Origin of the sequence: Pseudomonas sp. RC2C2 (genome assembly GCF_018390435.1) — a bacterium.
Taxonomy (GTDB): domain Bacteria; phylum Pseudomonadota; class Gammaproteobacteria; order Pseudomonadales; family Pseudomonadaceae; genus Aquipseudomonas; species Aquipseudomonas donghuensis.
This window is the reverse complement of record NZ_JAHBAX010000002.1, coordinates 703,184-726,994: the sequence shown is the minus strand read 5'-3', so window position 1 is coordinate 726,994 and position 23,811 is coordinate 703,184. Positions and strand designations below refer to the sequence as shown.

The 23,811-nt window shown below is 58.5% G+C and carries 19 protein-coding genes, 1 tRNA gene and 6 pseudogenes; 10 read left to right on the top strand and 16 right to left on the bottom strand.

Annotation, left to right across the window (positions count from 1 at the left end):
- Positions 1-10 precede the first annotated feature (10 nt).
- Positions 11-1,378 (bottom strand): MBL fold metallo-hydrolase RNA specificity domain-containing protein, encoded by a 1,368-nt coding sequence (locus tag KHO53_RS21975; RefSeq protein ID WP_213570837.1) that lies wholly within the window; start codon positions 1,376-1,378, stop codon positions 11-13.
- Positions 1,369-2,295 carry a universal stress protein gene (locus KHO53_RS21970; RefSeq protein ID WP_213571252.1) on the bottom strand — a complete coding sequence of 309 codons (927 nt, stop codon included), beginning with the start codon at positions 2,293-2,295 and terminating at the stop codon, positions 1,369-1,371. The genes KHO53_RS21975 and KHO53_RS21970 overlap by 10 nt, the downstream gene beginning before the upstream one ends.
- Positions 2,296-2,481: 186 nt before the next feature.
- Between KHO53_RS21970 and KHO53_RS21965 the strand changes: the two genes are divergently transcribed.
- Positions 2,482-3,030 carry a GNAT family N-acetyltransferase gene (locus KHO53_RS21965; RefSeq protein ID WP_213570836.1) on the top strand — a complete coding sequence of 183 codons (549 nt, stop codon included), beginning with the start codon at positions 2,482-2,484 and terminating at the stop codon, positions 3,028-3,030.
- Positions 3,031-3,061: 31 nt separating this feature from the next.
- Here the strand turns inward: KHO53_RS21965 and KHO53_RS21960 are convergent, their stop codons facing one another.
- Positions 3,062-3,988: a universal stress protein gene (locus KHO53_RS21960; protein WP_213570835.1), complete on the bottom strand. Its 927-nt coding sequence runs from the start codon at positions 3,986-3,988 to the stop codon at positions 3,062-3,064.
- Between the two features lie 296 nt (positions 3,989-4,284).
- Here KHO53_RS21960 and KHO53_RS21955 point away from each other — a divergent pair, with 296 nt between their 5' ends.
- Complete coding sequence (locus KHO53_RS21955) at positions 4,285-5,109, top strand: helix-turn-helix domain-containing protein (RefSeq protein WP_213570834.1); 825 nt, start codon at positions 4,285-4,287, stop codon at positions 5,107-5,109.
- A 21-nt stretch (positions 5,110-5,130) separates the two neighbouring features.
- Here the strand turns inward: KHO53_RS21955 and KHO53_RS21950 are convergent.
- Together KHO53_RS21950 and KHO53_RS21945 are read right to left on the bottom strand one after the other, a co-directional pair.
- Positions 5,131-5,412: pseudogene (locus KHO53_RS21950) on the bottom strand (fumarylacetoacetate hydrolase); the annotation flags it as partial.
- Between the two features lie 30 nt (positions 5,413-5,442).
- The gene (locus KHO53_RS21945; RefSeq protein WP_213570832.1) at positions 5,443-6,993 is read right to left on the bottom strand and encodes a sensor domain-containing diguanylate cyclase; all 1,551 of its coding nucleotides are present in this window, start codon (positions 6,991-6,993) and stop codon (positions 5,443-5,445) included.
- A gap of 1,169 nt (positions 6,994-8,162) precedes the next feature.
- Here KHO53_RS21945 and KHO53_RS21940 point away from each other — a divergent pair.
- Positions 8,163-8,563, top strand: a pseudogene (locus KHO53_RS21940) (TraI domain-containing protein); the annotation flags it as partial.
- 314 nt (positions 8,564-8,877) lie between these two features.
- Here the strand turns inward: KHO53_RS21940 and KHO53_RS21935 are convergent.
- From KHO53_RS21935 to KHO53_RS21920, 5 genes and pseudogenes are all read right to left on the bottom strand, one after another.
- Positions 8,878-9,336, bottom strand: coding sequence for a hemerythrin domain-containing protein (locus KHO53_RS21935; protein ID WP_213570831.1), 459 nt, complete (start codon positions 9,334-9,336; stop codon positions 8,878-8,880).
- Between the two features lie 404 nt (positions 9,337-9,740).
- A pseudogene (locus KHO53_RS25700) lies at positions 9,741-9,884 on the bottom strand (lysis protein); the annotation flags it as partial.
- Positions 9,885-9,894: 10 nt separating this feature from the next.
- Entirely contained in the window at positions 9,895-10,104 is a 210-nt protein-coding gene (locus tag KHO53_RS21930; RefSeq protein WP_213570830.1) for a hypothetical protein, read from the bottom strand.
- A gap of 465 nt (positions 10,105-10,569) precedes the next feature.
- Positions 10,570-10,692 (bottom strand): annotated as a pseudogene (locus tag KHO53_RS21925) (phage tail protein); the annotation flags it as partial.
- A 1-nt stretch (position 10,693) separates the two neighbouring features.
- Positions 10,694-10,959: pseudogene (locus tag KHO53_RS21920) on the bottom strand (transposase domain-containing protein); the annotation flags it as partial.
- A gap of 138 nt (positions 10,960-11,097) precedes the next feature.
- Here KHO53_RS21920 and tatA point away from each other — a divergent pair.
- The 4 genes from tatA to KHO53_RS25695 all read left to right on the top strand — a co-directional run bounded on the left by tatA (position 11,098) and on the right by KHO53_RS25695 (position 13,952).
- Positions 11,098-11,352 carry a twin-arginine translocase TatA/TatE family subunit gene (gene tatA, locus KHO53_RS21915; RefSeq protein WP_213570829.1) on the top strand — a complete coding sequence of 85 codons (255 nt, stop codon included), beginning with the start codon at positions 11,098-11,100 and terminating at the stop codon, positions 11,350-11,352.
- Positions 11,353-12,077: 725 nt separating this feature from the next.
- Positions 12,078-12,815, top strand: coding sequence for a hypothetical protein (locus tag KHO53_RS21910; RefSeq protein WP_213570828.1), 738 nt, complete (start codon positions 12,078-12,080; stop codon positions 12,813-12,815).
- Between the two features lie 113 nt (positions 12,816-12,928).
- Positions 12,929-13,144, top strand: coding sequence for an AlpA family transcriptional regulator (locus KHO53_RS21905; protein WP_213570827.1), 216 nt, complete (start codon positions 12,929-12,931; stop codon positions 13,142-13,144).
- Between the two features lie 4 nt (positions 13,145-13,148).
- On the top strand, positions 13,149-13,952 hold the full coding sequence (locus tag KHO53_RS25695) for a ParA family protein (protein WP_249684638.1): 804 nt from the start codon (positions 13,149-13,151) through the stop codon (positions 13,950-13,952).
- Between the two features lie 85 nt (positions 13,953-14,037).
- Here KHO53_RS25695 and KHO53_RS21890 read toward each other — a convergent pair.
- The 6 genes and pseudogenes from KHO53_RS21890 to KHO53_RS21865 form a co-directional block, all read right to left on the bottom strand.
- Positions 14,038-15,069 (bottom strand): annotated as a pseudogene (locus tag KHO53_RS21890) (tyrosine-type recombinase/integrase); the annotation flags it as partial.
- 221 nt (positions 15,070-15,290) lie between these two features.
- Positions 15,291-15,366 (bottom strand) — tRNA-Gly (locus tag KHO53_RS21885).
- A gap of 63 nt (positions 15,367-15,429) precedes the next feature.
- Positions 15,430-15,990, bottom strand: a complete 561-nt coding sequence (pgsA, locus tag KHO53_RS21880) for a CDP-diacylglycerol--glycerol-3-phosphate 3-phosphatidyltransferase (protein WP_010221879.1) — start codon at positions 15,988-15,990, stop codon at positions 15,430-15,432.
- A gap of 32 nt (positions 15,991-16,022) precedes the next feature.
- Positions 16,023-17,846, bottom strand: coding sequence for an excinuclease ABC subunit UvrC (uvrC, locus tag KHO53_RS21875; RefSeq protein WP_036995958.1), 1,824 nt, complete (start codon positions 17,844-17,846; stop codon positions 16,023-16,025).
- Between the two features lie 8 nt (positions 17,847-17,854).
- On the bottom strand, positions 17,855-18,493 hold the full coding sequence (gene gacA / locus KHO53_RS21870) for a response regulator transcription factor GacA (RefSeq protein WP_010221877.1): 639 nt from the start codon (positions 18,491-18,493) through the stop codon (positions 17,855-17,857).
- Between the two features lie 99 nt (positions 18,494-18,592).
- Positions 18,593-18,979: a helix-turn-helix domain-containing protein gene (locus KHO53_RS21865; protein ID WP_010221876.1), complete on the bottom strand. Its 387-nt coding sequence runs from the start codon at positions 18,977-18,979 to the stop codon at positions 18,593-18,595.
- A 660-nt stretch (positions 18,980-19,639) separates the two neighbouring features.
- Between KHO53_RS21865 and KHO53_RS21860 the strand changes: the two genes are divergently transcribed.
- The 3 genes from KHO53_RS21860 to KHO53_RS21850 all read left to right on the top strand — a co-directional run bounded on the left by KHO53_RS21860 (position 19,640) and on the right by KHO53_RS21850 (position 23,809).
- Positions 19,640-20,947 (top strand): nucleotide sugar dehydrogenase, encoded by a 1,308-nt coding sequence (locus KHO53_RS21860; RefSeq protein ID WP_010221875.1) that lies wholly within the window; start codon positions 19,640-19,642, stop codon positions 20,945-20,947.
- A gap of 162 nt (positions 20,948-21,109) precedes the next feature.
- Positions 21,110-22,642: a glycosyltransferase gene (locus tag KHO53_RS21855; RefSeq protein ID WP_213570826.1), complete on the top strand. Its 1,533-nt coding sequence runs from the start codon at positions 21,110-21,112 to the stop codon at positions 22,640-22,642.
- A 15-nt stretch (positions 22,643-22,657) separates the two neighbouring features.
- Positions 22,658-23,809 carry a PilZ domain-containing protein gene (locus tag KHO53_RS21850; protein ID WP_213570825.1) on the top strand — a complete coding sequence of 384 codons (1,152 nt, stop codon included), beginning with the start codon at positions 22,658-22,660 and terminating at the stop codon, positions 23,807-23,809.
- The last annotated feature ends 2 nt before the right edge of the window (positions 23,810-23,811 follow it).

Sequence of the window (23,811 nt, the reverse complement as noted above, 5' to 3'; positions counted from 1 at the left end):
CAGGGTCGCACTATTCTGTTGGATCCAGCGCAACGGTTTCCCGGTACTCGGGGACCCAAACTTGCCAACCAAGCTCAAGGTGGATGCGCCGACGCAGCGCATCCGCCGCATGGGGTTCGCCATGGATGACATAGGTTTTCCGCGGCGGCCTGGTGAAGCCGCGTAGCCACTGCATGATTTCGTCCGCATCGGCGTGCGCAGACAGCGTGTCCATGGCGAAGACTTGGGCACGAACAGGTACATCTTCGCCATGCAGGCGGACGCTACGCGCGCCAGCGACGATATCGGCGCCGCGCGTGCCGCCAGCCTGGAAGCCGGAGAACAGAATGCTGTTGCGGGGATTGGGCGCCAATGCCTTCAAGTGATGAAGCACCCGACCACCCGTCGCCATTCCGCTGGCGGCAATGATGACTGCAGGTTCACGCAACTGGTCCAGACGTCGGGATTCGTCGATCGTGCGTATGATACGGGTATCTCGACAAATGGCTGCGCACTGCGCGGCAGTCAAGCGATGCTCACTTGCAAAGCGCTGGTACAAACTGGTGGCGTCAGTGGCCATCGGGCTGTTGAGGTAAACGGGAACATCGGGGATAAGCCTGTCGCGCTTGAGCTTGTACAGGTAGTACATCAGCAGTTGAGCGCGCCCTACGGCAAACGACGGCACGAGGGTAATACCATGACGCAAAAGGGTTTGATTGATCACCTGGGCCAGGTATTGCTCGGTCGACTCCGTAGGATGCGAACGATCACCATAGGTGGACTCCACCAACAATACATCCGCCGTATAAATCAACTCAGGCGCCCGCATGATTGGGTCCTGGGGGCGTCCAAGGTCCCCCGAACACACCAGGGTCTGGCCCTGGGCCGAAATCTGTACGGTAGCCGCCCCGAGGATATGCCCTGCCGTACGAAACAGAAGGTCCATACCTTCGGCAATTTGTGTGGGCTTGTGCAGTTCCAGCGGTCTAAACAAGGTCAACGCCCGCTTCGCATCCTGTTCGGTATACAACGGTCGGGCTGGCGAGTGCTTGGAATAGCCGTGGCGGTTGGCGTGATCGGCTTGCTCCTCTTGCAGGCGAGCGCTGTCGAGCAGCAGGATTTCGGCCAGGGCACAGGTGGCCGGGGTGGCGTAAATGGGCCCTCGGTAGCCTTCCCGGGCCAACACCGGGAGAAAACCGCTGTGGTCCAGGTGGGCGTGGGTGAGTACTACGGCGTCGAGCGAATGCAGTGCCGGGGGTAGCGGCTCCCAGTTACGCAGGCGCAGTTGCTTGTACCCCTGGAACAGGCCGCAATCGATCAGTATCCGCGTGCGGTCGCGGGTCAGCAGGAACTTACTGCCTGTTACGGTGCCGGTGCCACCCAGAAAGGTCAGCTGCATGATGTCGGCTCCCAGGTCAAGACCAGGTCAGGGTGGACGGCCAGTACGCTGCATGGCAACGTGCTGACGATACGTTCGGTGGTATCGCCCAGCAGCTTGTCCAGCCCCTTGGGCTGCACTACCCCCATCACCACAACGTCAATATCCAGCGCACGAACCTGCTCACCAATGACCTGTACCGGCGACCCACCAACGAAATACCGGCGATTGGGCGGTACACCCTGGCTATCGGCCAACGTTTCAAAGGGTTCCTGCAAGGTCTCGCGTAACTCTTCGACCCATGCCTGGGCGACATTGACATCGGCAACGAAGACCCCGGTCAGGTCGTATGCCGACAATAGATGCAGTTGGGCATCGCATTGCAAGGCCAGTGCCTGGGCGACCTTGATCAGTTCCTTGTTGAATATGTCCTGAAGGGCCTCACTGTCGTGCAGGCTCGTGTCCACTGCCACCATCACATGCTTGGGCAAGCCTGGAGCCGATCGTGGCACAAAATGCGTGAGGCCACGGACACCTCGCATCAACGCGCAATCAAGCGGGGTATTGAACAAACGCGCCAGTGCGGGCACGGCATCACCGTCCTTGATCACCATGTCGGGGGCGAATTCAGCGATATAGTCGATAGCTTGGCCGCGAATGTCGTCCGACTTCACCGTCTCGAATGTCAGGCGAATAGCACTGGGCCGTTGCCGCTCAAGCATCTGTGCTAGCTGCTCGCGAAACTGCGAATACTGGCGCAGTATTTGCTCTTCATTCAGACGTTCTTCCTGCAGCGTGTGCTCCTCGACGGGCTCGAATAGCCCAAGGACATGCACCGCAGCGCCGCTAACCTGCACCAATGCCAGCGCCCTGCGCAACGCGGCCGAATGCCTGTCTACCTCAGTAAGCAGCACGAGTAGCTGTCGATACTGACCCATTGCAAACCTCCGGCCGGACGCGGCGATGATTGTGCCTGCCTTGATCATCGAAGCCTCTGGCCATCGTTGCTTGATGCAGATCAGAAGAATGGCGTCCGTACGCCGATTTGATCAAAGTCAGGTCCCGAATGACGCGGCACGGTACAAAGGCTCCAGGCAGCATTGCCGACGCTCCTGGAGGGCAACATGAACATGCAACCAAGCGACGATGTACTTGTCGGTGAGCATTGGGTGGAACACCTTTCAGACGGTACCGCCGTCTTGATTCGCCCCCTGCGTGAACAGGACCATGAGCGTGACAAGCGTTTTATGGGCGCACTCAACTATGAAGTTCGACGCTTTCGTTTTTTGGCCGGGTTCAGTGGAGGGGTGCCGAACATGGCGGTGCAACTGACGGATGTCGATTACCACCAACGTATGGCCTATGTGGCCCTTACCCATGAGGCGGGTCAGCTATGCCAGATTGGAGTGAGCCGCTACGCGGCAATCTCCGGGAGTTGCAACTGCGAGTGTGCCGTTGCGGTCTGCGAACGGTGGCAACACAAGGGCCTGGGCAGGCTACTGATGGGGCATTTGATCGACGCAGCCCGGCGCAATGGCTATCAACACATGATTTCGCGAGATTTGTCGAACAACTATGCCATGCATCGTTTGGCCAAAACGTTGGGATTTACCTCACGCTACACAGGCGGTGATGTTACCGAGATACTGCACGAACTGGATCTGCAAACATGAATCAAGGCCCCCCCTCAGGGGGCCTTGCTCATCAACCCTGGGAGTGCTCAGGCGAGATAACCAGTGCGCTACTGGGCAACTTGTACAAGACTCGCTCTGCCGTACTACCGATGAACCCACCGATACCACGATGGTGGTAGCGCCCGATGACCACCACATCGATGTCATGATTTTCAGCGAACACGGCCAACACCTTGGCGGGGTCGCCCATGCGCAAGTGTCGGTGCTCGGCAGCTATGCCATTACGCTCGGCCAAGTCCTGAAACGCCTCGCCCTGCGCTTCGTGCAAGGTTCGGGCTAAGCTTGAGTCGAAAAAGAACGAATGCTCCCCATAACCCTCCGCATCCTCATACATGGCGCCAAGGTCATAAACATATAACAACTCCACCTGCCCATTGCACTGCAGGGCCAGCTTCAAGGCTTCACTGATGATCTGATCGTTGAACCCTTCAAATTGGTCTTCAGGTACCGACAGGTCAACCGCCGCCAGTATCTTGCGCGGCAGGGCATAATTGGCTTTTCGCACGAAATGCAGCGGCACCGGACACGCGCGTAATAGCTGGACGTCCAGCGGGGTAAACATTGCCCGCATCCACCACGATTCGTGTTCGAGTTCCTTGATGAGCATGGCAAACGGTTGTTCGCGCAAGTGGATCAATATCTCGTCCAGAGCGTGCTGCACCCAGACCACCTCAGTAGTCACCGTCAGGCCAATGCGTCGCATTGGCACGGCCTGGGTCTCCAGCCACTCGCGATGCTGCTTTACGTACCCCTCGCGCATGACCGCCAGCGCTTGCTCATCGACCAGGCTTGCCGTAGCCAGGCCTTCGAGGTAATCGAAGGCAACAACGTGCAGCGCCATGCCTTTGGCCTTGGCCAGTGCTGCGGCGCGATCATAGGCTGGAGCGTGACGCATCAGCGGGGAAGCAACCAACAAGAGTCTTTGGTTCGTGGCCATCGCACACCTCATCTGCGGGAGTTGGTACCTCGATACTGTTCCCCTACGCACCTGCGTACTTGATCTTTATCAAGACCACGACTGCCGACATGCCAGACATACGGTTGCTGGGTATTTGATCCGAATTTGACGCCGATCAACACTTCGCTGTTTTTCCGGTGCACGCTACTAAAACTGCGACCTGCGGCATCGCTGTCCATAACCTGAGCGCAGGCCGCCCGGTAGCCAAGGGGCCACCCGTCGGTCATGGAGCCGTCGGCATCATCGAGAAGCTCGGAGCGCGAAGGAGGCTTGGGATGTTCGACCGAATCAATGCCACGCTTGTAGAGCAACCCTTGCGGGCGAGCAATGTCACCCCTATTCGCCTGCGACCACCAGGTTCGGCCTGCAATGACTGTCGCGTCAGCGGGTTATGCCTGCCGACCGGGCTGCCGCTACTAGGTCCCAGCTACCTGGGTGCGTTGATCGGCCCGCGCATGCGCATCCGCAAAGGTGCGGCGCTGTTTCATGCCAATGTCCCTCTAAACGCGCTCTATGCCGTACGCTGCGGTAGCTTTAAAACCAGTTTGAACAACGCCGAGGGGCTGGGCGTGGTGATCAACTTCTGGATGCCTGGCGACGTGCTCGGGCTGGATGCGATCGCTACCGAGCACCATGTCTGCGATGCCATCGCGCTGGAGGACAGCGAGGTCTGCCCCATTCCCTATCACCGGCTGCAAACATTGGTGCACGCGTTTCCAGAACTGCAGCAAAGCCTGAACCGTATGATGAGCCGAGAGATCGTACGCGAGCATGAGCGTGTGTTCATGCTCTGCAACCTGAGCGCGGAAGAACGGCTCGCCAGCTTCCTCGTTGGCTTGTCCAGCTGTTACGTCAGGCGCGGCTTTTCCGCCCATGGCTTTGTTTTGCGTATGTCACGCGAGGACATGGCCTCCTACCTGGGGCTGCGGCTGGAAACCATCTGCCGATCGATTGCACGCTTGCGTGCCCTCGGGATTGTGCGACTCAACGGCCGAGTGGTGGAGATTCTGGATTTGCCTGCGCTGCAGGCGCTGGAGCATGGCTATCGCGATCACCATGCTCCAGCGCCTGCAGCGCAGGAACGCTGCTTGACTCCCTGAGCCTGGGGGCCGCAGATACCGAAGGTCAAGCGGGTCGCGGCTGATCTGGCGCATTGAGCTGAGGCGCTTGAGTACAAAACTGTCCAAGCCTTCGACGCGCTAATTCACCTCGGCGCCACGCCCGTCATCAAGGTTGAAGGTCTCGTTGAACAAGCGCAGCAGCGGCCCGAACTCGGTGGACACGTTGTTGTCCTTGGACTTGGACAGCAGCACGGGGCTGCGCCCTTCAAAGTCGCGCAGGTTGACGTCGTTACCGAGGGTGGCGCCATGAATGGTGCCGCGGCTTGACACCGCCAGGGCCAGGAGTCGTAGAAAGGCCCGGTGACAACGGTCTCATAGGTGCTCGTGCACCGCAGCGACGACTTTATTGCGCCCAGCCTGCTTGGCTCGGTAAAGACAGGCATCGGCCTCTTTGAATGTCGCCTCAATGTCATCCTCTGGCGACCAACAGACGACCCCGAGCGAGAGCGTCGTGCAGCCGACCGGGGGGACATCCAGCGCGGCCATTGAGCGTCTGATCCGTTGCGCCACATCGGTGGCATCGGCAAGGGAGGTCAGTGGCAGTAACAGGATGAACTCCTCACCGCCCACCCGGCAGGCAATGTCGCGGTCACGACAGTTTTGCCGCAGCAACCGAGCAAACGCCGTAAGCACCTTGTCGCCGGCATCGTGACCAAAGTTGTCATTGACCTGTTTGAAGTGATCCAGGTCCATGCTGATGACCGCAAATGGCTTGCCCAGTAACTGCCAGTCGCGCAGGCAATCGTCCAGCGCACGCCGATTGGCCAAGCCTGTGAGCGGATCACTCAAGGCCTGATGGTTGAGCGTGCCGATGCGTTCCTGCGTCAGCAATGCTCCCATCAGCATCGCCCGGCGAATGCGCCAGGCTTCGAAGTACCACGCATGTACCGCACGAATACCCTGAATGTTCTCCATCCGCTCGGCAAGATCGGCAAGCCTGCTCAACGGTCGGCTGATGCGCGAAGCCGCCCACCAGATAAGGACAATACCCAACAGGCTCATCGGTATGATGCCGAGCACCACGCGGGTCATCAGTTCTCTCAATGCGCTGGCAGGAATACTCATTGGTTGCTGGGAGATCACTCCCCAGCCACTGTGAGCGACCGCCGCGAAGCCCGCGAGCATCTGCGTCCCTTCATCGACAACCTGCAGCGCCCCACTCTCTGCGCCGAGTACAGCATCGACTGCCGCGTTGGCGCCCACTACCTGGCCGACACGATCAGGATCAGGGTGAAACAGCAAATGGCGCTGACCGTCCACTAGGTACACGTCTGAATCTTTCTGGAAATGCTTGCTGACGACTTCATTGAGCGCGTTGGCGTCGCGCAGATAAATGGTCCCCCCCACCAATCCAAGGTACTCCCCTTGGGAGTTCCAGATGGGTTGGGAAACAAACACGATCAGATTCCCGGCAAGCGAGCTGAACGCTGGGCTGATCATCCCCTGCCTGCGCTTGAGCGGCTCCTTTGAGCGCAGTGTTTGCCCCTTTAACCCCAAAACCGGTGGATAGGACGCCAGCACCTCCCCTTGTGCATCGGCAATCACCACAGTGTTGAAACTTTGGTCCTGCTCCACCAGACGCCGGACTTCGTCATTTCGCCGCTGTTGTGACGGGAAGTCCTGGCCCAGGACCTTGGCACTGTAATTGAGCCGGTCAAGATCAGCGCCAAGGCTCTGACCAATCGACAGGGCAACTTTTGCCGCATAGGCGCGATTGGCTTCCAGTACATTGTGCACAAGGATCTCGCGCTGGACACGGTAGGTGACGTATAGATCGTTTAGAAGCGTCGCCAAACTGGCCAACAAGGTGAACAGTAAGAGCAGCGTACGCAGATTCGGTCTGGGAAAGGACCCGGAGGACATTCGAACATTTCCAATTGAACAAGACATTAGCGGCCCGGATATCATCTGGCACGCTCGTATTCTGACGAACGCACCGGCCCGTCAGCGGCTCTTCCATTGGTACGAGTGGGCGGCATCCCTGCGAAACCTTATTTTAGGCGAGAAACGAAGTGGCAGATAGCCATATCCTTGAATGCACGATTGCCCGTTCTAACGACGCAGGTTTCAGGATGCATCCTCACTTGATGTAAATCAAACACGCAGGTTGTGACTGGTGTATAGAGGGGGCTTTGCAACCTCTCGATCGCTTCGGAGATACCCCCATGGCACCCGTTCAGCCCTCTGCGCAAACACCCTCTACCCTCGTCTTTGCGCCTGTGTACAAGGTGAACACTGGATCGAGCCGCTAAAGGAGGATGGACATGTCCTCATCAGGACTTAGTCTAGTAGTCAACTAACCCCGGACACTACATTAAGTCTTTCGCAACTACCGACTCAGCGGGAGAATAGTACTAAATAATTATTAACACATAGGTGGGTGCAGATGAAAACACAACTCTCTAGCCATCCGAAAAGCTTGACGTAACTAGACTCGCTACTACCAACCGCACCGGACAGTTATTTCCTCCCTTAAGTAAAGGTTATTTAGCCGGACGCCTACGCAAAACGAGCCCATTTTGTCAGCCGGCTGAAATTAGATTCTGCATGCGAGAAAGGAACCAAAAACAAAAAACAATGTCATGAAAAAATTGATCCAAAAATCCTATTTTCTGATCTAGAATTTGGTCGAACAAGGGTGGAGGGTGGTTCGCTCGCCTCCGGTTCATGGACGATACTATAGGAGGTCGCTCCATGGTCTAACTACCCCCCTTAGATGCAGCGATTTACTGGTGCGATCTTGCCTCGCACGAAGCGGAAATCATTAAGGATCGCCCGATATTATCCAGATGATAAGCCCGGCTTTTTGCTCAGTAAGTACAATGACCACAGCCAGTGCATCAGTCTCGGTGTCTATTTGGTGCAAAAGGCGGAATTGGAAACTACAAGACGCGATCTAGAAAAGCTCCGTGAAAAGATCTCCTCCCTTCATGCTGAGCTAGCGGCTGAGACGGATGAACGCCAAGCCTTATCAACCCAACTAGATGGATTTTGCATACCCTCAGAACCATCAAACATGGTGTTCTACATGATTGAATGCTAAGGAGTCTGCTCTTGCTCCAGTCGCCGAAGGCTTTCTCCTCCCGCTATCCCCCGAATCACTGCTCGTCGCTGACCACCGGAAAAGGCTGCTGGAGCGCATCTGGCAATGCACTGCCCTCTCCCAGCCCCGGTTCGATAACTCTACCTCGAGCCGATCCGCCGCTACGCCAGCTATGTGCAGCAACTCCCGGCCAGCGAAAGCCATCATCATGCCTATCCAGACGGCATGCTCGACCACGGCCTGGAACTGGTCGCCTGCAGCCTGAAGTTGCGTCAGTCATATCTGCTACCGAACGGTGCCGTCCCAGAAGGCCAGGCCACACTGGCCGACGCCTGGAGCGCTACCATTGCCTACGGCGCCCTGCTCCATGACATCGGCAAGATTGCCGTCGGATTCGGGCTTCGCTGGGTCAATCTGACCTCGCACCAAGCAGAAAACGGCCACAAGTTGCCAGTCAGCAAAGCGCCGCCTAGGTGTTCGATCCCGGAATAACACCTAGCCAGTATTCACCTTACCTAATCGCCGCTCGGCGACCTTTCGTACAAGCCCTAGTCAGCGCGAAACGTAAAAGCAAAGGGGCTTGCAACGAGGAGCAATCGATATATGGAGCACCTGGCCAGTTAATATATTGACACCACGCAATCACTTAGCGAGACAAAGCACTGAATAACAGCCACCTCTTGAAGACGCATGACAAATACCAATTAACGCCATTGACGCTTTATATCTTGCCATTGGGCGTCAGACAGCCACTTAGCTGCCGCCGGGAAGAAAATATTTTCCTCAGCGTCCATATGATCGTAATATTTCTTGATAAAATCATCGATGGTATCAGCGATTACTCTCGCTTCCTTTGTTGTGTCCTCCAACATCTTCAGTTGCCCAGCAATTCGCCCGAATGCCTGATGATCTCGCTCAATATCTTTGACCCGCTGGTGGATCGGTGCCTCAGTCGCTAGCAAGGCCCGTCGGATGAGCTCTTCATTTTCATGATGGTGCCGCTCTGCATCACCATGCAAGGCTTCCAGCTTCTTGAACAAAAGACTGCAATCATCACCCGCATCGGGTTCATGCCTAATTCTCCTCAGCAACTCCTTGATCTGAGTGATATTTTTAGCCACATCATGATGATAGGCGTGAAGTTCGTTTAATAAGGCATTCATTACAGATCCTCTTCACGACACCAAGCATTATAGATAAATATTCCCGCAGAAACCTCCAAGAGCGCCTTCACCATTAGCAACTTAATTTCAATATTCCACCAGCGCACTCACCAATATTATTTACCTTTTCAGTATAGGGCGAGCACAAAGCTCTCACCCCAGAAAACTAGCTGCCCTTGGAAGAATTTGAAATATCCAGCGAATTTCCTTATACACTATTGCACCTACCGGATGTTCAGTAGCGTGGACCAGCATTGGTTGGGGTACAAGATTCGCCCTCCCCTAAATCGAACAGCTCATCGCCTAGTGAATTGCCTCCAATTGCGTACAAAATTCCGTAAGGCCGCTTTGGGTTGTGGATTCAACCGGTCGAAAGCAGCTGCCTGAGCTTACCTTTTTCCAGCTCACCGCTCGATGTCTCGGACGTAGGTCTGGCACGCCCGCAAGGCAATTAATCCTTGGTCGCCGGCATCGGTGATGGCGGCAATTCGTTGAGCCGTCGCTGGGGCAGGTTCGCCTAGCGCGGCTCCATAAACCACTCCGCCGGTACCAGACTATTTAATGAAGGGAGCGCGCAGACTCACCCAGCGATCGCAGTTGGTATTCGGTGACAGCCTGATACAGCGACTCAGCCTCCAGGCGCAGGCGCTCGACTTCCTTAGCCGACTGGCCGGCGTCCTGGGCTGCATGGTAGCGGCGCTGCGCATCGATAGCCTGTTGAATCAGCGGCTCGCCAGCCTCAATAACTCCCGCCAGGGTCTTCTTCACGCTGCTGCTCCGGTTATTTGACCAGAGCAGTATAGGACGCCTCGAACGCCAGGCCTGCTATTCGGGCTTGGCCATACGCTTTCGCCAGTTCTCCCGTGCGAGCAGGTCGGAGAGCACAAAGGCAGCATAGTGGGAGTACACCGCCGGAGTTATGAGAGTTTTAAGAGCGAGAAGATCAATACTTAATCAGTGCTTGTAGCGCGATATTGCGTGGCCGCGAGACGCCTGAGTAACTGCGGTCGCCGGCGAGACCCGGTAATGCATAATTGGCTGTCACATCGACTCCACCGGCGGTAACAGTCGGGTAATCAATGGTCGAATACGGGTCTACACCCATTGCTACTTGCGATGCTGCACCAGAGTTTTGTGTGGTTGAAGCACTCCAGATGCCGTTGGCTTTATTGTCAGTGGTACCGTAGGGGTGCAGGGTGCCCTTTTGCGACGATCCAAACGTACACCCAGCATCTACCCCCTGCCGCCATCAAAGCCGCGGATGAACTCACCTCGCAAGTCAGGCAATACGAATGTGGTCGAACCGTCCCCGGTACCATAGGTCGTTCCAATTGCCGCAAAGAGCGCAGAAAATGTGCTACGTGAAACCTAAGCGCCATCTGCGTTGAGCCAACCTCCAGGGGGTCGAACGCGTCAAAACGGCCCAAAGATACGCATACGGATCCAGCCCATTCATGCGTGCCGACTGGATAAGGCTCATGATCGCCGCCGCCCGTTTACCGCTACGCAGAGATCCGGCGGACACCCAGTTGGAACGTCCAGCGCCTACGGCCTGACCTGGTTGTTGCCAACAGGCACAGCACCATCAGCCAGGTAGCGCGTCAGCACGACCCAGCGTTTCAGGCGTTATCCAGAACCTTGGCCGCGCCAAGTCAGTAGCCATTTGCGAGTCACGTTGACGTTGAGCCTTGGTTGATGGCAACGCTGGCAACCGTGGTGCCCAGTTGCAAGCATTTCTGGACGGCCTGCTGTGAGGTAGTAATGGCCATCATGGATTGGAAACACTGGATTGTAGTTTGGGTAGTCGTTGTGCTCGTTTTCGGCACCAAGAAACTCAAAGGACTCGGCGCAGACGTTGGCGAAGCCATTAAAGGATTCTGCAACGCTATGAAGGATGACGAGATCAAGCCACCTCAACCCGCACTTTCGGTCGTAACATCAGCGCTGGGGCGGCAGCCTGTAAGTGTACCAACTAACTCTGCCGCTGATATTTCATTACGAACTCCAGCTCAATAGCGGTACGACCCTCAACCGGCGCTAGTTCGTCAAAAGCTCAGGGAGCAACTGATTGCTAACACTGATTGCTAACTATGTCAGTTTGCCGATCACATCATTCGGCATGGGTATTGGCAACCAGGCAAATGGAGTAAAATTTCACCTTGGAGTAGCGCTTCGCGAAATACGATATGGCAGACACAACTAATCAAAAAAGGCATGCCCACGGCGGGCTTACACACAAGCAACCTCAGTAGGCCCAACGCACAGGCTGTCAGCATGAGGAACGATTTGTCCAGGTGCTCCAGGTCGGTCCGCTCGCTAGCAGTTGCACAGACTCGCGCCGAGGCTGAAGCCGTGAGCTGCCAGTACCTGCCAAGCAAGCACCGGATTACCCGCAGCGGACGCTGGCCGTTAGATCGAAGTGAAAGCACCTATGCTTACTGATCGTTTCCTGGACAGGGTGAAAGACACACAATTTGTTGGAGGTAGCTCAAGCGCGTGAGACAAGTTGAATAGCAGAGAGGCAACACCTACGTGCAAAGCACCCCTTGACTCCAAAGGAGATCCCCCAGATTTAGAACGTCAAAATCTGTCGCAGCGACCTCAGCAACACCGAACCAATCGTCCACAGCACTGTCACCAGCATTGGATCCGAAAAGGATTATCAGAAATGGCTCGCTCGACTGAGGCCCATGACTGCAGCCCCGCCAGCGACCAGTTTTTTCAGCAGGAGGCTGCTCGGCATGGACCCGATCAAGAGCTGCTACCACCCCATCGATGCCGCGATCCTTTGGTGCGATCTCGCCGACCACACGGCGGAAATCTTGCAGGTCGAGATTACCCATTCAGGTGAGCTGCTCAAGTATTTTCCACAGTGGCCCTACCTACACTTTCATGTTGAGCGGATCTACGAGGCTATAACCTGTGGCGAGCTACCGGCCTCCTTCCTTGGTGGGCCCATTACACTCAACGACCACGCCGAACGTGTCTACTGGTCGATTCGCCGTGCCGACCTGCGGGGTTGGTTTGCTCAGAACTACCCGGAAGAGAAACCCGCGTTCCTGTTCCCCAAGAACACTGACCATCTCGAGTGCGTGAATCTGAACGCATATTTGGCTGTGCAAGCGGAACGAGACTTCCACATGCGTGAATGCGAAAAATTGCGTCAGGCCTACGACTCCGTTGTCGAAGAAATGGAGGCCTATAAGCGACAAGAGCACGAGTGCGCAGTACAACTCGACGCAGTTGGGCCCGCTTCCGAGGCTTCCGCCAGCGTGCACCACACGATTATTGGCGCACTGCTAGTGGTCATGCTAGACAAGTCAAGAAGCGGTCAACCACGGTCGATTTATAAAACCCAGGCTGCAGTGGTCGATGCCATCACCACGCTTTTCCCAAATATGCCTGGGTTGAGCAAACGCACCCTTGATCGGAAATTTGCGCTGGCTCGCCGTCTGTTTGCCCAGGCGGTAGGGGCCTAGCGCTGAATTGCCAGGCAATGGCGGCCATTGCCTGGCAATGACTTCTCGCCCCAGCAGGCCTTCACTGACTGTCACATCCCACTGCGCGCCACATGGCACTATGGAGTGACATCATGCAACCGACCAGTCCTACCCCTCTGCCTGCCGACCGCCACATCATGCGTCGTGATGAAGTAGAACAAAAAACCGGTTTCAAGCGCTCGCACATCTACAACCTGATGAAGGTCGGCCAGTTTCCACAATGCCGGCGCATCGGTACCCGCGCCGTCGGCTGGGATTCGCTGGAAATCGAACAGTGGGTCCAGGATCGACTGTCAGCCAGGGAGTAGCGCCATGAACGTCCTCTCGTTGATCTCGACCAAGGGCGGCGTGGGCAAGACCACGGTCGCCGCCAACCTGGGCGGAGTCCTCGTCGATGCGGGCTTGCGTGTATTACTGCTGGACCTGGACAGCCAACCGGCGCTCTCCAGCTACTACGCCTTGTGCGCATCCCGTGAGGCCGGCAGCTACGAGCTCATCGCCCAGCGGCTCACCACACCTGGGCAGGTGATCTCTACCACCGTCATTCAACACCTGGATCTGATCGTATCCAACGACCGTGCCGGCAATATCAGTACCCTGCTGTTGCATGCAGCCGATGGCCGCTTGCGCCTGCGCAACCTTCTCCCTGCCTTCCAGGATCAGCTAGCCCATTCGTGCGGTCAGGGTTCGAGCATTTATGCCCTGGGCCTCGCGCGCTTCCTTCAGGGCGACATGATGTCCGCCTGCCATCTGCTGTTCCCACAGCTCGAAAACTCGCTACGCCATGTGCTCAGTGACTCTGGCATCGATACATCGAAACTGGACGAAGAGATGCTGCAAGAAGACCGGTCGCTCAGTGGGCTGCTGAGTAACCGACGAGAGCAGTTGGAGTCGGTTTTTGGCATTGACCTGATCTACACGATTGACCTGCTGTTCAATCTCAAAGGCAGCCCTTGCCTGCGCCACGAGCTAGCACACGGCAAGCTGGCATCCGGTACCTGCTACCTGCATTCCAGCATCTATGCGTGCTGGCTCATGTACTACCTGGTGTGCTTGCCGCTGCAGCGGTTTTGGAGCACACATGTCGCCCCGCAGCTAGAACGGATTTCACTCTAGGCTCTGTACGAAATGTATTCGAGCGAACGCCAAGCAAGGCGACAACAGTCGAAGGCCAAGCAAGACGACAACAGGGGAAGGCCATCCGGAACCCCATGCGTCGCAGCGCACTGTTGAGTGTGTTTTCACTAATGCGTTTGTTGAGATCGCTTCGGTGAGTAAGCAGATACCGTTGAGCAGGCACCACCTGGTCGAGCAGTAATCGCACCACCTCGGTCGCTTGGATGGACAGTGGAACGATGTAGGGAGGCACCTTGGAAGCATGACGACGTGTTTTGCGCATCTTGAGCTGGAGCTGCTTGACCACTTCCGGCGGAATAATCCAAAGCCGCCGCTCGAGATCAAACTGGTCAGGGGTCGCCAACCGCAATTCACCGGTACGCACCCCGGTCAGTAGCAACAGCCGGATACCGAGTTGCGCCTGCTGCGATCCGCGAAACGCACGCAGCTTGACCAGGAAGTGCGGAAGCTCGTCCATGCGCAAGAACGGGTTGTGCTCCACAGGCGGCTTGGGCACTGCCACCACATCGAGGTCCGCGGCTGGATTGTGCTCAAGCCCCGGCACTCGCACGAGCGCATAACGAAACAGCTGGTTTAGCCAGGTCCGGCACTTCTCTGCAGTCGTGAAGGCTTTTCTGCACTCGATACGACTGAGCAGATCCATGAGCACATGACGGTTGATCTCATGGATCGAGTGCTCACCGATGTAGGGCTGGATGTCTTTGGCAAAGATACGCAGGATTTGCGACAGCGTGCTCTGCCGCCCCTCTTTCAGGCTAAGCCTGCGAAAGGCAATCCACTGGTTGAAGACTGCATCGAAGGTTTGATCGCTGGAAAGACGTACAGCAAGACGCTGTTGCTTGCGTTGCTCGCAGGGATTGCATCCCTGGGCAATTAGCGCTCGTGCTTCATCTCGCCGCTCCCGCGCATCACGCAGACCAACCTGCGGGTAGCTACCGAATGACATGCGCTTCTGCTTGCCCTCCCAGTAGTACCGGAAATGCCAGATCTTGCTGCCTTGGGCAGTGACATTGAGGAACAAGCCATCACTGTCAGCGAGCGTGAACTCCTTGGCGGTGACTCGAGCATGCCGAATCGCCATTTCCGTGAGTGCCATGGTGACCTCCTGAATCTGTCAGAGGCCAAATGCTCGTCTCGTTATCTGCGCTGCTCCACCGGAAAACCGAATGAGCCGATTTCCAATTCTGGACTCATTTCTGGACTCATTTTGTCCGGCTACCCCCGGTTTTCGGTGGTTTTCGCTGGAACGAAAAAAGGGCCTTTCGGCCCTTTTTTCAACGACTTACAGACTTCCATGGAACTCTGTAGATCTATAACTGGAGCGGGAAACGAGACTCGAACTCGCGACCCCGACCTTGGCAAGGTCGTGCTCTACCAACTGAGCTATTCCCGCGTCGTGATGGGGGCTATTGTAACGATTCAATAAATCTCGTCAAGCCCTTGATTCAAAAAAGCTTTATTTCTGCTCCGAGCCTTCGCGCAGGTGCGGCCAGGCGGCGCGCAGGTAGTGCACCATCGACCACAGGGTCAGGCCGGCCGAGATCATCAGCAAGGCGTAGCCGAGGATCACCCAGAAGGTCAGCACCGGCGGGTTGGCCAGCAAAATCACCAGGGCGAGCATCTGCGCCGCGGTCTTCCACTTGCCCAGGTTCGACACCGCGACGTGCGCCCTGGCCCCCAGCTCCGCCATCCACTCGCGCAGGGCCGAGACCACGATCTCGCGGCCGATGATCACCGCCGCCGGCAGGGTCAGCCAGAAGTTGGCGTGCACTTGCACCAGCAGGACCAGGGCCACGGCCACCATCAGCTTGTCGGCCACAGGGTCCAGGAAGGCACCGAACGGCGTGCTCTGCTGCAGGCGACGGGCCAGGTAACCGTCCAGCCAGTCAGTGGCCGCGGCGATGGCGAAGACACTGCTCGCTGCGATATAGCTCCAGTGATACGGAACATAGAACAGCAAAATGAAGATCGGAATGAGCAGGACGCGAAGAACGGTAAGCAGATTTGGAATATTCATCGGCACAACTGGCTGCAAAGTGAGCGAGCATTCTACTCGCTATGCAGGTTGGCATAAATCGACTCGGCAAGCTTTTTACTGATTCCCGGTGCCTTGGCGATTTCTTCGACGCTGGCGCGGGTCAGTTCCTGCAGGCCACCGAAGTGCTTGAGCAGGTCGCGGCGGCGTTTCGGGCCGACGCCAGCGACACCTTCGAGGGTCGAGGTGCGGCGGGTCTTGCCACGGCGGGCACGGTGGCCAGTGATGGCAAAACGGTGCGCTTCGTCGCGAATCTGCTGGATCAGGTGCAGCGCCGGTGAGTCGCCCTTGAGGGTGAACTCGTGGGCCACGTCATTGAGGTACAGGGTTTCGAAACCGGCCTTGCGCGTGGTGCCCTTGGCCACCCCGAGCAGGATCAGGTCGGGCACCGCCAGTTCCTGCAGCACTTCCCGGGCCATGTTCAACTGGCCCTTGCCGCCGTCCACCAGCAGCACGTCGGGCAGCTTGCCCTCGCCGTCCTTGAGCCGGCCAAAGCGCCGGGTCAGGGCCTGGTGCATGGCCGCGTAGTCGTCGCCCGGGGTCACGCCTTCGATGTTGTAGCGCCGGTAGTCGGACTTGAGCGGCCCTTCCGGGCCAAACACCACGCACGAGGCCACGGTGGCTTCGCCGCTGGAATGGCTGATATCGTAGCATTCCAGGCGCTGCGGGGTTTCGTCCAGGGCCAGGACCTGGGCCAGCGCCTCGAAGCGCGAAGCCATGTGCTGGCGGTTGGCCAGGCGTGCACCCAGCGCCTGTTCGGCGTTGGTCACCGCCAGTTGCTGCCAGCGCGCACGGGTGCCCCGCACCCGGTGGCTGATGGTCAGCTCACGGCCGCGCAGGGTTTCGATGGCGGCAGTGATGGCCGCGAAGTCCTCGTGCACCACGTTGACGATCAGTTCGCCGGGCAGCTCGCGCTCGGCGTTGCCCACGTAATATTGCGAGAGGAACGCGGCCATGACCTCAGCCACCTCCTCCTCGATGCCCACCTGGGGGAAGAAGTTCTTGCTGCCCAGCACCCGCCCGCCGCGCACGCTGATCAGGTGCACGCAGGCGCCGCCGGGGTTGACGAACGCCGCGACAACATCGACGTCGCCGCTGCCGCCTTCCATGCTCTGCTGGTCCTGGACCCGGCGCAACAAGGCGATCTGATCGCGCAGTTCGGCGGCCTTCTCGAACTCCAGGGCCATGGCCGCCTGTTCCATCTCGGCGTTCAGCTCGTTGGTCAGCTGGTGGCTGCGGCCCTCAAGAAACATCACCGAGTGGCGCACATCGACCGCGTACTCCTCAGGCTCGACCAGGCCGACACAGGGCGCCTTGCAGCGCTTGATCTGGTATTGCAGGCACGGCCGGGTGCGGTTGCTGTAATAGCTGTCTTCGCACTGACGGACGAAAAAGGTCTTCTGCAGCAGGCTCAGGCTTTCGCGGATGGCGCCGGCGCTGGGGTAAGGGCCGAAATACTTGCCTTTTTGCTTCTTGGCCCCGCGATGAATGCCCAGGCGCGGGTAGTCGCCATCGGAGAGGAAGACATAAGGATAGGATTTGTCGTCGCGCAGCAGGATGTTGTACGGCGGCCGCCATTCCTTGATCAGGGTCTGCTCAAGCAGCAGCGCCTCGGTCTCGTTGGCGGTGATGGTGGTCTCGACCTGGGCGATGCGCGCCACCAGGGCAGCCGTCTTCGGCGCCAGGCCAGTCTTGCGAAAGTAGCTGGCGAGGCGCTTCTTGAGGTTCTTGGCCTTGCCCACATACAGCAGCCGGGCCTCACCGTCGAACATCCGGTAGACGCCCGGGCGACCGCTGCAGGTCGCCAGGAATGCGCTTGAATCGAACACAGCTGTCATGAATGCGCTCAGAGACTGGCGTCAACCATGCCGTGGCGGACCGCCAGCAGCGTCAGCTCGACGTCGCTGGTGACCGAGAGTTTTTCGAAGATCCGGTAACGGTAAGTATTGACCGTTTTCGGTGACAGGCACAGTTTGTCGGAGATGATCTGCACCTTCTGGCAGCCAACGATCATCAGGGCAATCTGGATTTCCCGCTCCGACAGGGCGTCAAACGGCGAGCCTTGCGGCTGGAACGACTTGAGCGCCAGCTGCTGAGCAATTTGCGGGCTGATGTAGCGCTGCCCGGCAAACACCAGGCGGATGGCCTGGACCATTTCATCCAGCCCTGCACCCTTGGTCAGGTAACCCGCGGCGCCGGCCTGCAACAGCCGAGTGGGGAACGGGTCTTCTTCACAGACGGTCACCGCCACCACTTTCACGTCCGGGTGGCTGCGCAGCAGTTTGCGCGTCGCCTCCAGGCCGCCAATACCGGGCATTTTCACATCCATCAGGACCACGTCGGGCTTGAGTTCGCGCGCAACCTTCAGCGATGCCTCGCCAGAGTCGGCTTCGCCCACCACCTGCAGACCGTCGATATCGGCCAGCATGCGCGTGATGCCCGTACGCACCAGATCGTGGTCATCGACCACCAGCACCCTAATCAAGCAGACACCTCGCACTGCGGCGGTAATTGGATCCCGCCACCTTAGCAAAAAATAGAGCCGTAGACCTAACGGAACAGGTCATTTGCCTGACGTCATTTTTCATTTGCCAGACAACCGCCCATAGATACCCCGCTCATGGCCGCCAACCCTCAGCGGCGGGCGCTGTACACGCTCGGCAAGGCTGCCCAGCAATTGCTGGACGGCAGCCTGGTCGGCTGCTTGCAGCAGGCGAAAGCTGCCGAGCAGCTGTTCTTCTTCGGCGTTCAGGCTGCCGTGCGCAACCGGAGTATGTACCCCGCTCAACACATACAGCGCATCGACCCCGCGCGCCGCCACCGCCGCCAGGTAGTCGGCCTTGGGCGTACGCTCGCCGCTTTCATATTTGCCCTGGGCGTTGGGCTCGACCCCGCCGATGTCGCCAAATACCCGCTGGGTCAGGCCCAGCCGTTCTCTTTCTTCCCTGATACGCGAACCGATTCCGTTCATTTGCTTGGCGTCCCTTATCCAGCATCCGGATGGATGAGCACACAACCTTCAATGGCGTGCCTCGAACGAAGCCAGAACTATGCCGCGATCAGCTCCGCTGCACAAGTCGACGCCCGCTCTACCTGTCCACAGTTGTCAGGACAAGCGCCGCAAACCCTGTAATTCACGCCTGAACTTCACGCACAAGGCATTAATAATTCCGGACAACTTCCCTTGCTAGCCAAAATGCCATCACCCGGGGAATTTCAACGCTCTACTACAACAGCGCGCAGAGAATAAAGAAGTTCAAGAGGACACCGGAAAAGCCCGTCAAAAAAACCTTGAAAAACGCCGAAAGCCGTCGAAGCAACGGCTTTCTGACGTCATTTTAACGGCAAAAAGACGATATCGGTTTTTTGACGCCCAACTAATATCAAACTTTAAATTGTTGATTTATAAGGGTTTTTAACCTTTAACAAAACATTTTTAAACTTTATCCAACTCAGAGTTAGAGACAGCTTGCCGAAGTTAAAAAAACTCCCTTAGGATGTAATAAGACAACGAAAACGCCTGCATCGCCTCCTGTTAGCGCGCTGCTTTTTCTTGCGCGTCTGCCGCGTCAACCATGCCGTTTAACTGAGTATCTCGGTCAGCTTTTGCTGAACCTTGGGAGAGGGAACTATGAATATCAGCATCTTTGGATTGGGTTATGTAGGCGCTGTCTGTGCCGGTTGTTTGTCCGCGCGTGGGCACCAGGTGCTGGGCGTGGATATCTCGCCAGCCAAGATCGACATGATCAACCAGGGCAAGTCACCCATCGTCGAACCCGGCCTGGAACAACTGCTGCTCGATGGCGTGCGCCACGGCCGCCTGCGTGGCACCACGGATGTCCAGGCCGCGGTGCTGGCCACCGAGATGTCGCTGCTGTGCGTCGGTACCCCAAGCAAGAAGAACGGCGACCTGGACCTGGTCTACATGGAGGCGGTGTGCCGCGAAATCGGTACCGCCATGCGCGACAAGGCCAGCCGCCACACCGTGGTGGTGCGCAGTACCGTGCTGCCCGGCACGGTGAAGAACGTGGTGATCCCGATCCTGGAAAAATACGCCGGCAAGCGCGCCGGCATTGACTTCGGCGTGGCGGTCAACCCCGAGTTCCTGCGTGAAAGCACCGCGATCCAGGACTACGACTTCCCGGCCATGACCGTGATCGGCGAGCTGGACACGCAATCGGGCGACTTGCTGCAGTCGCTGTACCAGGGCCTGGACGCGCCGGTGATCCGCAAGTCGATCGAAGTCGCCGAGATGATCAAGTACACCTGCAACGTCTGGCACGCGACCAAGGTCAGTTTTGCCAACGAGATCGGCAACATTGCCAAGGCTTCCGGCGTCGATGGCCGCGAGGTGATGGACGTGGTCTGCCAGGACTACAAGCTCAACCTGTCGCGCTACTACCTGCGCCCGGGTTTTGCCTTCGGTGGCTCGTGCCTGCCCAAGGACGTGCGCGCCCTCACCTACCGCGCCGGCCAGCTGGACGTCGAGCACCCGCTGCTGGCCTCGATCATGGCCAGCAACCGCAACCAGGTGAAGAACGCCTTCGAGCTGATCACCCGCCAGGACAAACGCCGCATCGGCCTCCTGGGCTTGAGCTTCAAGGCCGGCAGCGACGACCTGCGCGAGAGCCCGCTGGTGGAGCTGGCGGAAATGCTCATCGGCAAGGGTTACGAGTTGAGTATCTACGACGCCAACGTCGAGTACGCACGGGTGTTCGGCGCCAACCGCGAGTACATCGAGTCGAAGATCCCTCACGTTTCGTCGCTGCTGTGCAACGACCTGCAGCAGGTGATCCGCGAAGCCGAGGTGGTGGTGCTGGGCAACAACGATGACCGTTTCGCCCAGGCCCTGGATGCCAGCGGCGGCAAGCAGATCATCGACCTGGTCGGCTTCATGGCCCACGGCAGCGATGCCCAGCGTGAAGGTATCTGCTGGTAAGGCCCCAGTACTCCATCCAGAGAGTACCCGGCGATTCACCCAGGCGCCCCGCCTGACTGACTGCCCACCTGCCTCCTGCCCGGCCGACCTTGTCTTGGCCCGGCGCGAAAAGTGCGCATGTCATTCAGCCGGGCGTGGCCCGAACACAGGAGCAACGACTACATGGAACGACAGCAACAGCCGCCCTCGGGCCGGCCGGACTACCTGCAGGCAGGCGCGCGGTTTTGCGCCTGGGCCTGCCTGTTCGGCCTGATCGCGCTGGCGTCGGAGATGGTCGCACCGCAGTACCTCGACCCTGCGCACCATAAGTTCATCTTCATCATCGGTGCACTGGGCATGTGGCGCTACGGCAACGCCATCGTCCACTACCTGCGCGGCATGTACTTTCTGCACTGGAAGTTCCCGCGCATGCGCAAGGCGGTCGAGCGCATGGGCGATGCGGCGCTGCCGGCGCACATGTTCATGGTGGTGACCAGTTTTCGCATCCCCACCCACACCACCTTCAAGGTCTACCAGTCGGTGTTCCAGGAGGTGCAGCGGCTGAAGGTGCCGTGCACGGTGATTGCCTCGATCGTCGAGAAAGGCGACGAGCAGTTCATCAAAGAGATCATGCGCAACGAGGTCAAGGATCGCGACGACATCAAGCTGGTCATCGTCCGCGCCCGCGGCACCGGCAAGCGTGACGGCCTGGCCCATGCCTTTCGCGCCCTGTCACGGCAGATGCCGCTGGAAGATTCGGTGGTCGGCGTGGTCGACGGCGACACCATGATGCTGCCCGGTTGCGTCGAGAGCGCGGTCAAGCTGTTTGCCTACCTGCCCAACGTCGGCGGCCTGACCACCAACGAGTTCTGCGAAGTCGAAGGCAGCAACCTGATGCGCCAGTGGCACTCGATGCGCTTCGTCCAGCGGCACATCAACATGTGCTCGATGGCCCTGTCGCACCGGGTGCTGACCCTGACCGGGCGGCTGTCGTTCTTTCGCGCCAGCGTCATGACCGACCCGGACTTCATCCGCGACGTCGAGGCGGATTTTCTCCAGCACTGGCGCCTTGGGCGGTTTCAGTTTCTCACCGGTGACGACAAGTCGTCGTGGCTGAGCCTGATGCGCGCCGGCTGGGACACCTTCTACGTGCCCGACAGCAACACCCTGACCGTCGAGCATCCGCCAGACAACAGCTTCTGGCGTGCCACCCGTCAGCTGATGTTCCGCTGGTACGGCAACTCGCTGCGCCAGAACTTCCGTGCCACCGCCCTGCTCGGCCGCGCCCGCCTGGGCCTGTTCACCCTGTACGTGCTGCTCGATCAGCGGGTGTCGATGTGGACCTGCCTGATGGGCCTGAGCGCCTCGGTGGTCGCCGGCATCGTGTTCGGCATCCAGTACCTGCTGGTGTACCTGTTCTGGGTACTGCTGTCGCGCAGCCTCGTCACCGTGCTGTTTCTGTTCGCCGGCCACCCGGTCAGCCCGGTGTACCCGTTCGTTCTTTATTACAACCAGATCATCGGCTCGCTGATGAAAGTCTATGCCCTGTTCCACATGGACCAGCAGAGCTGGACCCGGCAAAAAACCACATTAAGCAACGGCGCCGTCAACTTCGATGCCGCTCTGAACCGCTGGTCCTCCAAGGCGATGCTGTTTTCTTCCATCGCGATTTTCTTCGGGGTCATCTCGGTTCTTCTCGAACTCACGCAACGTTAAGGAAAGGCGCCTGCCATGAGTAGCTCAAGCACACCCGCAGTACCCGCGAACGTAGTCCACGAAGCGATCGACGAACGCCAGTACGTGCGCACCAAACTCAATGCCCGGGTCACGCTCAGCGCGACCGGCCAGCCGCCGTTCGACAGCACCCTGCAGGATATCTCCCTGGGCGGTATCGGCCTGGTTCACCCCGAGCCGCTGAAGATCGGCAGCCTGTACCACGCCTCGATCCAGCTGCGCCTGAACCAGGTCGACCTGAACATCGACAGCCAGATCAAGATCGTCTCCCAGCGCGGCCAGGAAGTCGGCGCCCAGTTCGTCGAGCTCGACTCGCAAAAACGCGACATCCTGCGCTACATCATCAGCGCCTACCTGTCGGGCGAGATCGCCGACATCAATGGCCTGTTCAACGTGATGCAGCGGGAAAACTACATCAAGGAGCGCAAGCACAAGTACGCCAGCGCGCGCAGCTCGGGCGAGCGCCTCAAGGCCACCCTCGGCACCCTGCTGTACGCCGCCGCCGGCCTCGCCGCACTGGGCTTTGTCGCCTACAAGTGCTACTTGCTGTTCTTTCGCATCCCCGCGGTGCAGGCCCAGGTCTCGGCCAACGCTCAGGTCATCAGCATGCCCGACAACGGCTATGTGAAGTTCCTCCTGGCGCCGGGGCAGACCGAGGTCAAGGCCGGCACGCCGGTGGCGAGCATCTCCACCCAGCTGGCCACCAGTTTCACCAGCCCGGCCGACATGAAAGCGGTCGCCGACCTCTCGCCGGGCGACCTGCAGACCCTGCTCGGGCGCGCCACCATCGAGACCGTGATCAACAGCCCGTGCGACTGCGAGGTGTACTTCCCAAGCAAACCCCTGGACGGCTACGGCTACAAGCAAGCACCGCTGGTGCATCTGCTGCCCAGGGATGAAGGCCTGTTCGTCACCGCCAACGTGCCGTTCGACAAGCTCGCCGACATCGGCCGGGTGACCTCGGTGGACCTCAAGGTGTTCGGGCTGGATGAGACCTTCAGCGGCAAGGTCATTGACTCCCATGTCGATGAAGCCAACAAGAACCTGGCCCTGACCATCGCCCCCGACAGCCCGCTGCCCCGCGCCGCGTACCAGAAGCCGGTGGCGGTGGACCTGTACCTGGGCCTGCCGTTCACGGCTTCGCGCTAAGC

Bases quoted from the DNA above. Each gene is read 5' to 3' on its own strand.
- KHO53_RS21955 (WP_213570834.1), top strand. From the start codon at position 4,285: ATGTTCGACCGAATCAATGCCACGCTTGTAGAGCAACCCTTGCGGGCG.
- KHO53_RS21970 (WP_213571252.1), bottom strand. From the start codon at position 2,295: ATGGGTCAGTATCGACAGCTACTCGTGCTGCTTACTGAGGTAGACAGG.
- KHO53_RS21865 (WP_010221876.1), bottom strand. From the start codon at position 18,979: ATGAACGGAATCGGTTCGCGTATCAGGGAAGAAAGAGAACGGCTGGGC.
- KHO53_RS21910 (WP_213570828.1), top strand. From the start codon at position 12,078: ATGGACCCGATCAAGAGCTGCTACCACCCCATCGATGCCGCGATCCTT.
- tatA (WP_213570829.1), top strand. From the start codon at position 11,098: ATGGCCATCATGGATTGGAAACACTGGATTGTAGTTTGGGTAGTCGTT.
- KHO53_RS21860 (WP_010221875.1), top strand. From the start codon at position 19,640: ATGAATATCAGCATCTTTGGATTGGGTTATGTAGGCGCTGTCTGTGCC.
- KHO53_RS21975 (WP_213570837.1), bottom strand. From the start codon at position 1,378: ATGCAGCTGACCTTTCTGGGTGGCACCGGCACCGTAACAGGCAGTAAG.
- uvrC (WP_036995958.1), bottom strand. From the start codon at position 17,846: ATGACAGCTGTGTTCGATTCAAGCGCATTCCTGGCGACCTGCAGCGGT.
- KHO53_RS21965 (WP_213570836.1), top strand. From the start codon at position 2,482: ATGAACATGCAACCAAGCGACGATGTACTTGTCGGTGAGCATTGGGTG.
- KHO53_RS21935 (WP_213570831.1), bottom strand. From the start codon at position 9,336: ATGAATGCCTTATTAAACGAACTTCACGCCTATCATCATGATGTGGCT.
- KHO53_RS21905 (WP_213570827.1), top strand. From the start codon at position 12,929: ATGCAACCGACCAGTCCTACCCCTCTGCCTGCCGACCGCCACATCATG.
- KHO53_RS21960 (WP_213570835.1), bottom strand. From the start codon at position 3,988: ATGGCCACGAACCAAAGACTCTTGTTGGTTGCTTCCCCGCTGATGCGT.
- KHO53_RS21855 (WP_213570826.1), top strand. From the start codon at position 21,110: ATGGAACGACAGCAACAGCCGCCCTCGGGCCGGCCGGACTACCTGCAG.
- KHO53_RS21945 (WP_213570832.1), bottom strand. From the start codon at position 6,993: ATGTCCTCCGGGTCCTTTCCCAGACCGAATCTGCGTACGCTGCTCTTA.
- KHO53_RS25695 (WP_249684638.1), top strand. From the start codon at position 13,149: ATGAACGTCCTCTCGTTGATCTCGACCAAGGGCGGCGTGGGCAAGACC.
- pgsA (WP_010221879.1), bottom strand. From the start codon at position 15,990: ATGAATATTCCAAATCTGCTTACCGTTCTTCGCGTCCTGCTCATTCCG.
- KHO53_RS21850 (WP_213570825.1), top strand. From the start codon at position 22,658: ATGAGTAGCTCAAGCACACCCGCAGTACCCGCGAACGTAGTCCACGAA.